This window comes from Hymenobacter elongatus (assembly GCF_004745955.1).
GTDB classification, from domain to species: Bacteria; Bacteroidota; Bacteroidia; order Cytophagales; family Hymenobacteraceae; genus Hymenobacter; species Hymenobacter elongatus.
In genome coordinates, this window is the sequence record NZ_SRLD01000029.1 from 20,700 (window position 1) to 34,719 (window position 14,020).

12 protein-coding genes and 1 tRNA gene are annotated in these 14,020 nt (G+C 58.0%); 10 read left to right on the top strand and 3 right to left on the bottom strand.

Features of this window, described 5'->3' with window-relative positions; all coding sequences use genetic code 11:
• The first annotated feature begins 211 nt into the window (after window positions 1-211).
• The 6 genes from E5J99_RS14460 (at window position 212) to E5J99_RS14485 (ending at window position 7,380) form a co-directional block, all read left to right on the top strand.
• Window positions 212-2,095, top strand: a complete 1,884-nt coding sequence (locus E5J99_RS14460; protein WP_167852146.1) for a capsule assembly Wzi family protein — start codon at window positions 212-214, stop codon at window positions 2,093-2,095.
• Window positions 2,096-2,113: 18 nt separating this feature from the next.
• Complete coding sequence (locus tag E5J99_RS14465; protein WP_245319004.1) at window positions 2,114-2,473, top strand: hypothetical protein; 360 nt, start codon at window positions 2,114-2,116, stop codon at window positions 2,471-2,473.
• Window positions 2,474-2,533: 60 nt separating this feature from the next.
• Window positions 2,534-4,372 (top strand): ABC transporter ATP-binding protein, encoded by a 1,839-nt coding sequence (locus E5J99_RS14470; RefSeq protein ID WP_135498528.1) that lies wholly within the window; start codon window positions 2,534-2,536, stop codon window positions 4,370-4,372.
• A 187-nt stretch (window positions 4,373-4,559) separates the two neighbouring features.
• The gene (locus E5J99_RS14475; RefSeq protein ID WP_135498529.1) at window positions 4,560-5,093 is read left to right on the top strand and encodes a hypothetical protein; all 534 of its coding nucleotides are present in this window, start codon (window positions 4,560-4,562) and stop codon (window positions 5,091-5,093) included.
• 9 nt (window positions 5,094-5,102) lie between these two features.
• Window positions 5,103-5,696, top strand: coding sequence for a D-sedoheptulose 7-phosphate isomerase (lpcA, locus tag E5J99_RS14480; RefSeq protein ID WP_135498530.1), 594 nt, complete (start codon window positions 5,103-5,105; stop codon window positions 5,694-5,696).
• A gap of 145 nt (window positions 5,697-5,841) precedes the next feature.
• Window positions 5,842-7,380 carry a YifB family Mg chelatase-like AAA ATPase gene (locus E5J99_RS14485; RefSeq protein WP_135498531.1) on the top strand — a complete coding sequence of 513 codons (1,539 nt, stop codon included), beginning with the start codon at window positions 5,842-5,844 and terminating at the stop codon, window positions 7,378-7,380.
• A 46-nt stretch (window positions 7,381-7,426) separates the two neighbouring features.
• On the opposite strand, the gene E5J99_RS14490 is transcribed toward E5J99_RS14485, so the two are convergent.
• Window positions 7,427-7,502: transfer RNA gene (locus tag E5J99_RS14490), tRNA-Lys, on the bottom strand.
• Window positions 7,503-7,736: 234 nt separating this feature from the next.
• Between E5J99_RS14490 and E5J99_RS14495 the strand changes: the two genes are divergently transcribed.
• Window positions 7,737-8,771: a quinone-dependent dihydroorotate dehydrogenase gene (locus E5J99_RS14495; RefSeq protein ID WP_135498532.1), complete on the top strand. Its 1,035-nt coding sequence runs from the start codon at window positions 7,737-7,739 to the stop codon at window positions 8,769-8,771.
• A 24-nt stretch (window positions 8,772-8,795) separates the two neighbouring features.
• Here E5J99_RS14495 and E5J99_RS14500 read toward each other — a convergent pair whose 3' ends face one another.
• Together E5J99_RS14500 and E5J99_RS14505 are read right to left on the bottom strand one after the other, a co-directional pair.
• Window positions 8,796-9,494, bottom strand: a complete 699-nt coding sequence (locus E5J99_RS14500) for a DUF2306 domain-containing protein (protein ID WP_135498533.1) — start codon at window positions 9,492-9,494, stop codon at window positions 8,796-8,798.
• A 167-nt stretch (window positions 9,495-9,661) separates the two neighbouring features.
• A complete protein-coding gene (locus E5J99_RS14505) occupies window positions 9,662-10,768 on the bottom strand; it encodes an acyloxyacyl hydrolase (protein ID WP_135498534.1) in 1,107 nt (368 codons plus the stop codon).
• A gap of 339 nt (window positions 10,769-11,107) precedes the next feature.
• Here E5J99_RS14505 and E5J99_RS14510 point away from each other — a divergent pair, with 339 nt between their 5' ends.
• The 3 genes from E5J99_RS14510 (at window position 11,108) to E5J99_RS14520 (ending at window position 13,971) form a co-directional block, all read left to right on the top strand.
• Window positions 11,108-11,728, top strand: a complete 621-nt coding sequence (locus E5J99_RS14510; protein ID WP_135498535.1) for a porin family protein — start codon at window positions 11,108-11,110, stop codon at window positions 11,726-11,728.
• Between the two features lie 143 nt (window positions 11,729-11,871).
• The gene (locus tag E5J99_RS14515; protein ID WP_135498536.1) at window positions 11,872-12,564 is read left to right on the top strand and encodes a porin family protein; all 693 of its coding nucleotides are present in this window, start codon (window positions 11,872-11,874) and stop codon (window positions 12,562-12,564) included.
• Between the two features lie 795 nt (window positions 12,565-13,359).
• Window positions 13,360-13,971 (top strand): porin family protein, encoded by a 612-nt coding sequence (locus E5J99_RS14520; RefSeq protein ID WP_135498537.1) that lies wholly within the window; start codon window positions 13,360-13,362, stop codon window positions 13,969-13,971.
• Window positions 13,972-14,020 lie beyond the last annotated feature (49 nt).

The window sequence follows — 14,020 nt, forward strand, 5'->3', positions numbered from 1 at the left end:
CAAGGCGAGTAGCTGAAAACGAGTGGCACCGTAAAAGTAGGGCAATCCGGCCGGCACCCGCACTTAGGTTCGTTGCCGCAAGGGCGCTAATCTGCGTATGTGCGAAACCGACCTGCGGTGTTCCTTTTCCTGCCTGGCCCCAACTCCCACCGTCGAACTGCGTAGGTTTGCCCCGCCGGGCGTCCGAACAGAAGCGCGGCCTCCCGTTCTTATGAAGAAACCGCTAATTTTTTTATTATCTGCGCTGGGCCTGCTGACGGGCCGCGCCGTGGCTCAAACGACTCCGCCGCCCGCCAAGGATCCGGACGCGGTGTGGCTGATCTTTGATCATCCCGTTAAGAGCAAGGAAGCTAAGCCGGACGCGCCGACAACCAATGCCCCCGCTCCGGTAGCAAGCCCCGTAGTCGGCGACCTACCCACTGTCAGCCAACGCCAGCGCTCCCGCAGCACACAAGGCAGCACCTACGTGCCGCTCGACCAGGATGTGTACCGTCTCATTGACCGCTACGCTATAAAATACGGTCCCGACTCGCTCCATGACCCCTACACGGCCGTGCGGCCTTATCACCGGGCGGGTATTGCCCGGTTGGCCGAGCGAATAACAAGTGACAGCGCTACTGCAGTTCCGCTCTCAGCCGCTGACCGCTTCAACGCTGAATATCTGCTGCGCGACAACTGGAACTACTCTGGCCCGGGCGCGGCCCTGAACGAAAGCAACAAGAGCTTTCTGAGCTACTTTTACCGTAATCAGTCCGACCTGTTTCACGTCGAGACGCCCGACTTCACGCTGCGCGTGAACCCGGTAGTACACTTCCAGGCCGGCAAGGATACCGAAAGTGACGGGCTGCGCTATATCAACACCCGGGGCCTGCAAGTCGAAGGCACCGTGGATGGGAGACTAGGCTTTTACACCTTCGTGGCCGACAACCAGATGGCCGTGCCTGCCTACGTGCAAAACCGCGTGGTGCGCGACACCATTGTGCCGCACGAGGGCTACTGGAAGTATTACAAGGGTAAAACCGACCAGTACGACTTCCTCTCGGCTCGCGGCTACCTGACCTACGCGGCCACGAAGCACATTAACGTGCAGCTGGGCCACGACCGGAATTTTATTGGCAACGGGTACCGGTCCCTGATTCTGTCGGACTATTCGGCTCCGTACTTTTTCCTGAAGCTCAATACGCGCGTCTGGAAATTCAACTATCAAAACCTGTTTGCCGAACTCACCGCCGACCGCAGGGAAGCCGACCAAGTGTACCCCAAAAAGTACATGGCTCTGCACCACCTGAGTCTCGACGTAACGTCGGATTTCAACGTAGGCGTATTTGAATCGGTCATGTTTTCGCGGGGCAAAGGGCGCTTCGAGCTACAGTACCTGAACCCGATTATCTTCTACCGCAGCGTCGAGCAGCAAATTGGCTCCGAAGACAACGCCATTTTGGGGCTGGATTTTAAGTGGAACGTGCTGCGGCGCGGCCAGATTTACGGCCAGGTAGTGCTCGATGAACTGGTGGTTAGTCAGATTCGCTCCGGCAACGGCTGGTGGGCCAACAAGCAGGCTTTCCAAATCGGCGGTAAATACATCGACGTGGCCGGCATTCGCAATCTGGATGTGCAGGCGGAGTTCAACTACATCCGCCCCTACACCTACCAGCACGAAGACCAGTACCGCAACTACCAGCACTACCAGCAGCCCCTGGCTCACCCCATGGGAGCCAACCTGTATGAGTTGCTGGGCATCGTAAGCTACCAGCCCCTGCCCCGCCTCAACCTCGTAGCCAAGGGTTTTTATACCAAGCAGGGCCTCGACAACGAGCCTGCCGTGGACCCCGAGCTGAACTACGGCGGCAACGTGCTCAAACCCTACACTACCCGCGTGCAGGAGTTCGGCAACACCGTGGGCCAGGGCAACACTACCAACCTCCTGCATGGCGACCTGACGGCCAGCTACCAGGTGAAGCACAACCTGTGGCTGGATGCCAAGCAGATCGTGCGCCGCCAGACCGGCGACGCTACGGCCATCGGCAACGGCACGGCGGCCTTTAGCTCCGTGTCGCTGCGCTGGAATATCGCGCAACGTTTGCACGAGTTTTAAGCCCCGTTCTTTGCTTCTGTGCGCCACGACCCCGCCGCCCTGCTGCTGTACTGCCCCATCGATCAGCAGGAGCTGGATTTGATAGCCGCTGCCAACTGGCTGGCGTTTCCGCCGCGCCTGCCCGAGCAGCCGTTTTTTTACCCGGTGCTGCATGCGGCCTACGCCACCCAGATTGCCCGCGACGGGAATGTGCCCTACTACGGCATCGGCTATGTGGTGCGCTTCGCCGTGGAGGCCGACTACGCCGCGACGTTCCCGGTGCAGAACGTGGGCGGCCCCGACCAGGAGCAACTCTGGGTACCGGCCGCAGAGCTGGCCGATTTCAACCAGCATCTGCTGGGCCAGATTGAGGTCGTAGCCGTCTTCAGTGCCCCGTAGCGGGCTGTAGCCGGAGCGGCCGGTCCGCAACCGGAATCCGGGGTTACCTTTGCAGCCCTCATGAAAACCTACCTCCGCATTTTGCAGTATGCCCGGCCCTTCGCCGATTTTCTGCCGCTATACCTGCTCTACACCGTGTTGGGCATCTTTTTCGGCATTGGCAACATTGCGTTGATGATACCGATGCTGGACGTGCTGTTTGAAAAAACCAGCAAGCACCAAGGCCCGGCTACCCTACCCGACTTTGCTCCGACTCTGGAGTATATCACCAGCACGTTCTACTACTACTTCGCCCAGATTATTGCCGACTATGGCAAGCTGGGGGCGCTGCTGTTTGTGTGTCTGGTGCTGGTGTCATCGGTGTTTTTCAGCAACGTCTTCCGCTACCTGAGCCTGCGCATCGCAGCCCGCGTCCGGTCCCGCGTGATTCGCAACCTGCGCCGTGACCTCTACAATCGAGTCATTCAGTTGCAGCTGGGCTACTTTTCCACCGGGCGCAAGGGCGACATGATGTCGCGCTTCACCAACGATGTGCAGGAAGTGGAAATTTCGGTGGTCAACACGCTGCAGGGCGTCATTCGGGACCCGCTCTACATCGTGGCCTACTTCGTGGTGTTGTTTTCCTTTTCCACTCGGCTCACGCTGTTTTCGCTGGTGCTACTTCCCATTTCGGGCGGCATGATTGCGGCGCTGGCCAAACGCCTGCGCACCCAGGCCAAAACCAGCCAAAGCACCTTGGGCTCCATGATGTCGGTCATTGATGAGACGCTGGGCGGTATTCGCGTCATCAAAGCCTTTAATGCCCAGGAATACATCAAAGGCAAATTTGAGAACCAGAACGACCAGTACGCCCGCACCTCGCGCCGCATCGATAATATTCGTGACCTGGCTTCCCCCTTTTCCGAATTTGCCGGGGTCATGGTCGTGGCGGGCTTGCTTTACTTCGGCGGCACGCTCATTCTGGGTGGCACTTCCGATTTGGACGCGGCTGCTTTCATTGCCTACATCATCATGTTTTCGCAGGTGCTCACGCCGGCCAAGTCGTTGTCGTCGTCGTTTGGCAATATTCAGCGGGGGCTGGTGGCCGGCGAGCGGGTACTCAGTATCATCGACACCCAACCCGCTATTCGGGACAAGCCCGATGCCCAAATCCTGCCCGACTTCCGGCACCAGATTGAGCTGCGCGACCTGCAGTTCGGCTACGGCGACCAGCCCGTGCTGCAGGACATCAACCTCATCATTGAGAAGGGCAAAACCGTGGCATTGGTGGGCCCGTCCGGCGGCGGCAAATCGACGCTGGCCGATCTGCTGCCCCGCTTCTACGACCCCACCGGCGGCCAGATCATCATCGACGGCCACGAAGTGCGCGACTGCACCATTCACTCCGTGCGCGACCAGATGGGCATTGTAACCCAGGAAAGTATCCTGTTTAACGACACGATTCTCAACAACATCCGCTTTAACACCCAGGCCACCGATGAGCAGGTGATGGAAGCGGCCAAAATTGCCAACGCCCACGAGTTTATCACCCAAGCCCCGGACGGCTATCAGACCATCATCGGCGACCGGGGCAGCCGGCTGTCGGGCGGCCAGCGCCAGCGCCTGAGCATCGCGCGGGCCATTCTGCGCAACCCGCCCATCCTGATTCTGGACGAAGCCACGTCCGCCCTCGACACCGAATCGGAAAAGCTGGTGCAGGAAGCCCTCACGCGGCTGATGCAGAACCGCACCTCCCTCGTCATTGCCCACCGCCTGAGCACCATTCAGCACGCCGACGAAATCGTGGTGCTGCAGCAGGGCCGCATCGTGGAGCGCGGCACCCACGACGAATTGCTGCGCCGGGAAGGTGGCGTGTACCAGCGTCTTAACACGATGCAAACCAACGGCCTACTCCCCTAGTGCCTCGCGGCGGGCTGCCCGCCCGCTGCCCACGAGCCCAACTGTAGGGCCCTTGCCTACGTTTATGCCGACGTTGCCGGGCTCCGCCCACGGTTTGGCATTGGCAAAATTCTATATTTAATGCGCCAATCAGGCATCCGTGTGGCCCAGCTGCCGGCTTTTCCCGACCTCTAGCTTTTCCTTCCCCATGCTTGCTTTCAAACGCCTGGTTACGATTTTGGTGATGGTGTACTTGTTGCTGGCGCTGCTCTTCGTCTTCAGCCCCGCCGCCCGCGACACGTTTGCGTCGGCTTTCAACCTGAGTGGCGACGCCGGCCTGGCCACGTTCTACAACACGCTATTTCTGGTGGGCGCGGTGCTGCTCGGCTTGCAGCTCGTGGTAGAAAACCTCGACAGCGCTCTGCTGCGCCGGGAAACAGCAGCCTTGAACGGCAAAATCAACGAGCTCAAAGCCAAGCTCTACGACCACCAGCTCGACCAGCGCGAGCGGGAATTTCAACAGCGGCCCGCTCCTACTCCCACTACTGTCGGTGCCACTACCATCTACCAATCGGCCCCTGTGCCGGCTCCAGCCATGCCCACCAGCACGCCGGCCCACGACGTGGAGCATCCTACGTTTCCGCAGTCCGACCCCGGCCTGATGAATGCCCCGGTGCAGCAGCCCAACACTATTATTCCACCTTCGCCGCCTACAAGCCTCGACAATCGCGCCGGGGTGTAACTTTGCTTCGTGACTGCACCGCTGACTGACCTGATTCGCGCTGAGCTGACCGAAGCCCGCACCGTTCTCGACCGTTTTTTGGCTGACCCCGAAAACCTGTCGCGCATCGAACACGCCGCCCGCCTGATGGCCGATAGCCTACGCCGGGGTGGCAAAATTCTGAGCTGCGGCAACGGTGGCTCGCTCTGCGATGCGCAGCATTTTGCCGAGGAGCTCAGTGGCCGCTACCGCCTCGACCGGCCCGCGCTGGGTGCTATTGCTCTCACCGAGGCCTCGCACATGAGCTGTGTGGCCAACGACTACGGCTACGAGCACGTCTTCAGTCGCTACGTGCAGGCGCTGGGTCGCCCCGGCGACGTGCTGCTGGCCATCAGCACCAGCGGCAACTCGCCCAACGTGCTACGGGCCGCCGAGGCCGCCCACGCCGCCGGCATGCAGGTAGTGAGCCTGACGGGCAAAGATGGCGGTCTGCTGGCGGCGCTGAGCACCGTCGAAATCCGAGCCCCCCACAGCGGCTTTGCCGACCGGGTACAGGAGATTCATATCAAAGCGATTCACATCCTGATTCTGCTTATTGAGCAGTTGGTGGCCGAAGCCAGCTAGCCCGTAAGTACGCTCCGCACCGGGCTTCCTTTTTTCGTTGCTGCTATTTTGAGCCAGTCCGCATGCGGGCTGGCTTTTCTTATGCTAATCCATTGCGGCCGGCCTATATTAGCTGCCTGATTTCACTAGCGACTTATCCTGCACTATGCTTACAAAAACGTTTGGCTCCGCCGTGCAAGGCGTTAATGCCAATACGATTACGATTGAAGTAGTTGTATCACAGGGCACCAACTTTTACGTCGTGGGGCTGCCCGACAACGCCATCAAGGAAAGCCAGCAGCGGATAGAGGCGGCGCTGAAGTTTCGCGGCTACCGCATGCCGCGCACCAAGGTGGTGGTAAACATGGCCCCGGCTGATATCCGCAAGGAAGGCTCGGCCTACGATTTGCCGATTGCCCTGGGCATTCTGCACGCCTCCCAGCAGCTCACAACCGAGCGCCTCGGCGACTACATCATCATGGGCGAAGTGTCGTTGGATGGAGAGCTACGGCCGATTCGGGGCGTGCTTCCCATTGCTATTCAGGCGCGCAAAGAGGGGTTCAAGGGCTTTATTCTGCCCCGCGCCAATGCCCAGGAAGCCGCCATCGTCAACAACCTCGACGTCATTCCGGTCGAGAACATGCAGCAGGCCATCGACTTTTTCGAAGGCCGCCTGGAAATCGAGCCACTCCGGCTCGACACCCGCCACGTTTTTCAGCATACCGCTAACCAGTACGCCGCCGATTTTGCCGACGTGCAGGGTCAGGAGAACATCAAGCGGGCCCTGGAAATTGCCGCCGCCGGCGGCCACAACGTCATTATGATCGGGCCACCGGGCGCGGGCAAAACGATGCTGGCCAAGCGGCTGCCCAGCATTTTGCCGGCCTTGTCGATTCAGGAGGCGCTCGAAACAACCAAAATTCATTCCGTGGCCGGAAAGCTCGGGGCCAATGCCTCCCTGCTCACTACGCGCCCGTTCCGCTCGCCCCACCATACCATTTCCGACGTCGCGCTGGTGGGTGGCGGAGGCAACCCGCAGCCGGGCGAAATCTCCCTGGCCCACAACGGCGTACTGTTTCTGGATGAGCTGCCGGAGTTCAAGCGAGCGGTGCTGGAGGTGATGCGCCAGCCGCTGGAGGAGCGCCGCGTCACGATTTCACGGGCCAAGGTCAGCATCGACTTCCCGTCGAATTTCATGCTTATCGCCAGCATGAATCCCTGCCCGTGCGGCTACTACAATCATCCGGAGAAAGAATGCGTATGCGGCCCTGGCATCGTGCAGCGCTACCTCAACAAAGTCAGTGGCCCCTTGCTCGACCGCATCGATCTGCATGTGGAGGTAACGCCCGTTACGTTCGACCAGATGACGGAAACGCGCAAATCGGAAACCAGCGCCGATATTCAGCAGCGCGTAGAAAAAGCCCGCGAAGTTCAGACCGTACGCTTTCAGGAGTTCCCCGAAATTCATTCCAACGCCATGATGCCGTCGCAGATGGTGAAAGAGCTTTGCCAGATAAATGATGCGGGCCGGGCGCTGCTCAAAACGGCCATGGAGCGCCTGGGTCTCTCCGCCCGCGCCTACGACCGGATCCTGAAAGTAGCCCGCACCATTGCAGACTTAAGCAGCTCAGAAGAAATCCGTCTGGAACACCTAGCCGAGGCCATCCAGTACCGCTCGCTGGACCGTGAAGGCTGGGCCGGCTAGTAGAACTAAACAAAAAGCCCTCACTACATGACGCAGTGAGGGCTTTTGGTGATCCCGCTGGGATTCGAACCCAGGACCCGTACATTAAAAGTGTACTGCTCTACCAGCTGAGCTACAGAATCAGGTCCCGATGGCGAAAAGCGGTTCGCGTTACGGGGTTGCAAAAGTGCTGCAAATAGACTTATTGTCCAAACTTTGGAAGCATAACTTCCGGCTCACAGTGCGTAGCGCCAGGTATAGTATTTATTATCAGCCATATACTTTACACAAAAAACTTAGCTGCAACTACTTTTACCAAAGTCAAATGCTACCGGAATAAGTAGGAGCTTTGTACCTCGACTACTTTGTGGCCCGCCATGTACCAAGCATTGCTCAAACCCCTGCTGTTTCAACTTGACGCGGAACAGGCGCATCACGTCGTTTTCGACAACCTCAAGCGCGGCTGCCGGCTGCCGGGTACGACCGCCCTGCTGCGGAGCCTGTATGACTTCGCTCATCCAGGGCTTGAGCGGGAGGTATTTGGGTTGAAATTTCGCAATCCGGTGGGGCTGGCGGCGGGTTTCGACAAGAATGCCGAGTTGACTGATGCGCTGGCGTGTCTGGGTTTCGGCTTTGTGGAGATTGGTACGGTAACGCCCCGGCCCCAGCCAGGCAACCCTGTGCCGCGCCTGTTTCGGCTGAAGCAGGACGAAGCGCTGATCAACCGGATGGGCTTCAACAACGAGGGTGCGGCGGCAGTGGCCAGCCGCTTACGCCAGCGGCGTTCCACTATTATCATTGGGGGCAACATTGGCAAAAATAAGGAGACCCCCAACGAGCAGGCGGCTGCCGACTACGTGTCGGCCTTCGAGACGCTGTTCGACACCGTCGACTATTTTGTGGTCAATGTCAGCTCCCCGAACACGCCCAATTTGCGGCAGTTGCAGGAGAAAGAGCCCCTGATCCGGCTGCTGCAACAGGTGCAGGAGTGCAACCAGGCCAAACCCCGGCCGAAGCCGCTACTCCTCAAAATAGCGCCTGACCTGACGGACGGCCAACTTGACGACATTCTGACTATTGCCGCTGAAACCCGCCTGAGCGGCCTGGTGGCTACTAACACTACACTTGCACGAAATGACCTGCGGGCTACCCCCAGCCAGTTAGCAGCCATTGGAGCCGGTGGCCTGAGCGGCAAACCGTTGCGGCAGCGGGCTACGGAAGTAATTCGCTATCTGCACCGCCGCTCCGATGGCGGCCTGCCAATTATCGGGGTTGGGGGCATAGCGTCGGCGGCCGATGCGCAGGAGAAGCTGGCAGCAGGAGCGTCGCTGGTACAGCTCTATACCGGCTTTATTTATGAAGGGCCAGCGTTGGTGAAGCGTATCAATCAGGCGCTGGTGGCTGCACGCTAGCGGCTTTGGCGCATGGCCTGAGACTTAGCTGCTAAGCTCGGGCTGGATGCGCACTTCGACTACCTTTTCGGGGTGCTGGCCCGCCGCAAACCGTTTTTTATAGCGGTGCTGTACCCACATAAGGGGTGGAATAATAACCAGCGTGGGCCACAGAAAATTGAGCGGAAAGGGAATGAAGCCGAGGCTGGTAGCCGAAAAGGCCGAAACCGCCGCCACGTAGGAGCCTACAAAACCTGACATATGGTTCAGCAGCCATTGTCCGGCCGGCCATGGCCCCCGGCGCAGGAAACCCCGTATCTGGCGCACAGTCGTCATGAGGCCGATGCCACCGAAGACGATAGGAACCGGGTTGGTTTTCAGGTGCACCAGGCCATACAGGAGCGTGCCGGCAAAAACAACCGTGCCTGCTCCTACTCCCAGCCAATCGGCGAGGGCCGGCGGCTCTTCTCCCCGGCTCAGGCGCTTATGGTACACCGAGCGGTAGCCAAACCACGCCAGGTACAGGCTGAAGATACCCGTCAGCAACAGAAAGGTGAGCCCGTTGATGGAAGCGGAGACAATAGCGGTAGTGCCAGCCACCACCATGGCCCAGAGGAACACCCGCCCCCAGAGCCGGTGCGCCGGACCACCCTTGCGCACATACAAGGCCACCGGGGCCACAAAAAACCCAAGAAAGCCCGCCGTAATATGCAGCCAGCGGTTCAGTAGCAGAAACGTTTCCATCGGTGAGAAGCGGTGAAGATGATAGCCTGGCATGAAGTAAGCGGAATGCGGTAAGCGCCACTCATTTCAGTTGCCCAACCGACAAAAGAAGGGCCTGAGCTGTCGGTTAGTCTTTCTCAACCACTTAGCCCGTCAGGTCACTTCAGCAGTATTTCACCGTTTTCCTGCTACAGCTTCAGACCTACTTTCAGCTCTACTACATCGGCGGCACCACGGTGGATTTTCAGGTCGACGGAGCTCCAGAGGTGGTCGGTGAGGCGGTATTTCAGCCCCAGTCGCTCGTAGTAGAACTTGTTGGACTTGTAGGGATTGTAGACGTAAAACCCCAGGTGTGACACGAAAGCCAGGCGCCCAAACAGCAGCTCGTGGCCGAAAAACACGCCCGCCTTCTTCACATCGGGCAGTTGCTCGCCGGTGCGGGACGTGTCGCGCAGCTGCACCAGCAGCGACCGGTCGTAGAAGCCCTCGGCCCCGAGCACCAGGTTGCTTTTGCGGTTTACGCGCCGGCCCACGGCCACCGACACCGACTGCACGGCATACTTGCGCCGGTCCGACTCGTTGCGCTGCTTGAAGCCGAGACTGGTACTCAGATCCAGGAAATTGTGGCCGATTTCCGCCGGCTCCGCCGTTGGAGTGGTGCTCAGCGGCCGAAAAGGGCGCTGCTGGTGGTAATTGAGGCCCACAAACGCGGTGGGCAGGTTGATGCCAAAATTAGGCTTGGTGGTCGCCCCGTTGGAGTAGTGATTGAGCCCCACACCCAGCAGCAGGCCGTAGTGGGGCGCAATGGCCACATCATACTCAAGGCGGGCCTGGAGTGTGGCATTGAGCCGGGAGCTGACGATATTGTTCTTGTGGTTGGTTTCCTGATCGTAGCGAATCGGGAAAATACCGATACCGGTACCAATCCGAAAGTTCACCTCCTGCCGCGCCGTGCGGTACACAGGCTTGTTGATATAAATCGTAGCCCCGTACGACTTGCCCAGCACCGGATTGTGATAGTCGTAATACACCAGGGCCATACCCACTTTGGGGTATTTATACCACGCATGCCAGGGCTCCCGGCCGTTGGTTTGCCGTTGCACGTTCAGCTCCAGCCCCGTCGGGTGCGACACTACTAAGTGCTTCACCGAGGGCGTGTGGGCAATAATAAAGCTGCCCTGGGCATAAGCACCCACAATCAGGGGTGGGCGCGCAGCACTGGCAGTGGGTTGCTGGGCCCGGCAGCTTGCGCCACCTGCCAGCATAGCCACGAGCAAACCGTAGCGAATCATCATACAATAGAATCCAAGCGCCCCAAAAATAAGCAAACCCGCTGAAGGCACCGCACGAATGCAGCGGCGGCCCAGCCCCCAGCCGGCTGGCCCCGCAAACAGCAGGCCTGACCGCCAATCCACACCTTGGTAAAATGCTCCGTAGGACGCCCCAACGCCGGCCCGGCCCTACTGGGTAGCCAGAAAAATTACTTCCATAAACCCCTGAGAGCCTGCCTGCTCCCCCGACCCCGACATATTTCCCGGGGCCGAACGTACCTCAACAGGCATATTCTGCGTTTGAGGGCACATCCTGCTCATTCTCAGGATGCGCTTTCTTTTCGTTCACCACACTTCTCTCTCATGAAAAAGACCACTGTCCTGTTGTCCATCTTAGCTGCCGTAGGTCTGATGACCACCACTGCGCAGGCTCAAGTACGTTTCGGCGTGAAGGGTGGCGTTAACTTGTCTAACTACAATGGCTTGACGGATGCTGAGAAAACAGATTCCGAAAACCTGGTAAACTTCAACGGTGGTGTCATGATGAATGCCCCTATCACCGACGACGGTTTTTTCTCGATTCAGCCCGAACTGCTGTATTCCGGCAAAGGCATAAAATTTAAGGGGGCCGGCTACGAGGCGGAAGACCGGATGCACTACCTCGATCTGCCGATTTTGGGCAAGATCAACGCCGATGGCTTCATCTTCGAAGCCGGCCCGCAACTGGGCTATATGGTGTCGCGCAAGGGCACGCTGACGGCGGGCGGCGTAACGGCCGAAGACAGCGACTTCAGTGGCGTAAATCGGTTCGACCTGGGCTACGTAGCCGGGGTTGGCTACGAGCTCGACAACGGCCTTGGCCTCGGCATCCGCTATAATGGCGGCTTGCTGAAAGTAGAAAAAGAAGTGGCCGGCCAAGAGCAGTCGAATGCCAAGAACTCGGTCATTCAGTTTCAGGTAGGCTACCTGTTCGGCGGCAAGTAAACCTTCCTCCTTCCTCAAAAAAAGCCCCTTATCACCCTGATACGGGGCTTTTTTACGTCTCAAGCTTTCTCCGCCACCAGTATTTTGGCATATTTTTCGCCTACGCCTCGCCCACACGCTCACTTGCATTTTACTCCCACACTATGAAAAAGACCATAATTGTCTTGGCTTCCTTGCTGTCGGTTGCTACGCTGAGCGCCTCCCGCGCCCAAGGCGTCCGGCTGGGGCTGCGGGCCGGCACTAACTACGCCAACCTGGCCGGCGACGTGCAGAACGAAAACACCTACAACAACAAATTCGGCTTTTTGGGCGGCATCATGCTCAACGCCGACCTGAGTGGCGACGGCTTCCTGTCGGTGCAGCCGGAGCTGCTCTTTTCGCAGAAAGGCTTCGAAAATAGGCCCACCGAATACACCAACGTGTTGGGCACCACCCAAAAGCGCGAAGGCCAGGTGACCTACAGCTACCTCGACGTGCCGGTACTGTTCAAAGTAAACGCCAGCGGCCTGATTTTCGAGGCGGGCCCCCAATACTCCTACCTGCTCAATGCCAAAGACGAAACCCAGGTAACGACCCGCTCGGGCCTCACGGGCTCCACCAGCTCCTCCTCTTCTCACGACCAAAAAGACCTGGGCCGCCTCAACCGCAACGAGCTAGGCTACGTGGCCGGTATCGGCTACCAGACGGAGGCGGGCCTCAGCCTGAACCTGCGCTACACCGGAGCCTTCAACGATTTCGTGAAAAGCGACGACGGCGCATACTTCGACGGCGACCTGAAGAATGCCCGCCACTCGGCCATTCAAGTGTCGCTGGGCTACCTGATTACGAATAAGTAACTCAACGGATTTTCCTGGTTTTGCTATTGCAAAAGCCCCGGCACCTGCCTTGTCCTTACCCAAAACTCAAACGCCCTTCCAGCCATGTGGCTGGAAGGGCGTTTTTGTGCGGTTGACTATCTGGTTTACCGCTTTTCAAGCGTGGTCAGCTAACAAAAAGGGCCTTGGCATTACCGCCGGGAAGTCGGAAAAAGATTTGGGTAAGGACAAGGCACCTGCCGGGGCTTTTGTATGGGCCCTATCTCTTTACACCCCTCGTTCCTACAGCTTGGTTTACATTGAAGCTGTTTAGAAAGTCGCTAAAATCCCACAGAACGTCCTGTCGACCAACGGGAGACAGCTCATGTGCCGTAGTACTCACCTTACCAGTGCACGCGAGCTGTCTCCCGTTGGTCGACAGGACGTTCGGCAGACTTGCTAAACAGCTTCATTGAAAAAAACAGGGCTCTCACTTTCCGAAACGCATACTAAAGCCTCAGTACTTCAGTTTTCGGCGGCAATAGGGCCAGTGAAGCGGCCTGGGCGTAAGTGGCACCCCAGGACAAACTTATAAATTTGGTAACATGCCATAAAAGGGATTTCTCCTTGACCAGAAGGGTATCGTCAACAGCAAAGCAAAACCCTGCATCTTGCTGATAAAGCAGCAGTTATAACAGCAACCAATCTATGAAGCAACTCAAAGGCGCATAGACCAACTATAAAATTCACAATGACATACTACTTATACTCGCCAGCAAGTTTGTATGATTTCGATTACCTTCGCGTCACCATTTATTATTTCAAGTTCCTTTGATCATGAAGAGAATTTTCCTCTCTGCAATGCTGCTTGTCGGCCTGGCGGCCACTGCTTCGGCACAAACACCCGGTTCCATCGGCGTTAAAGCAGGCTTCAACTACTCCAGTATTGAAGGCAAAAACATTGATTTGGATTATCGGCCCGGCTACAGCGCAGGCTTTTTCCTGAATGCCCCACTGACGGCTGATGGTGCCCTTTCGGTGCAGCAGGAAGTGTCTTACTCGCTGAAAGGCAGCAAAGCCGAAAAGGATGGTGCGAAGGAAGATCTACGCTTGGGATATATCGAAGCGCCTCTGGTAATACGCTACAAGAAGAGTAACTTTTTCGTCGAAGGCGGGGTGCAGGCCGGGATTCTGGTTACCACCGATTACACCCTGAAATTCCAGGACGAAACATTCAGCACCGACAAGTCTTCAGACTTGAAGCTGAACACCTTCGACTTGGGCTATGTAGGTGGTGTAGGCTACCAGATGGGCAATGGCTTCCAGGGAGGCGTGCGCTACAGCCGCAGCTTCATCAGAATCTTCAATGACAATGCCTTGCTGGGCGGCAGCAAAGCCGCTAACTCGGCATTCCAGCTGTACGTGGGCTACTCCATCAACGGCAAATAGAGTAAGTGCCGCGCGCCGGACACTAAAAAAGCCCCACCGGAATATTCCG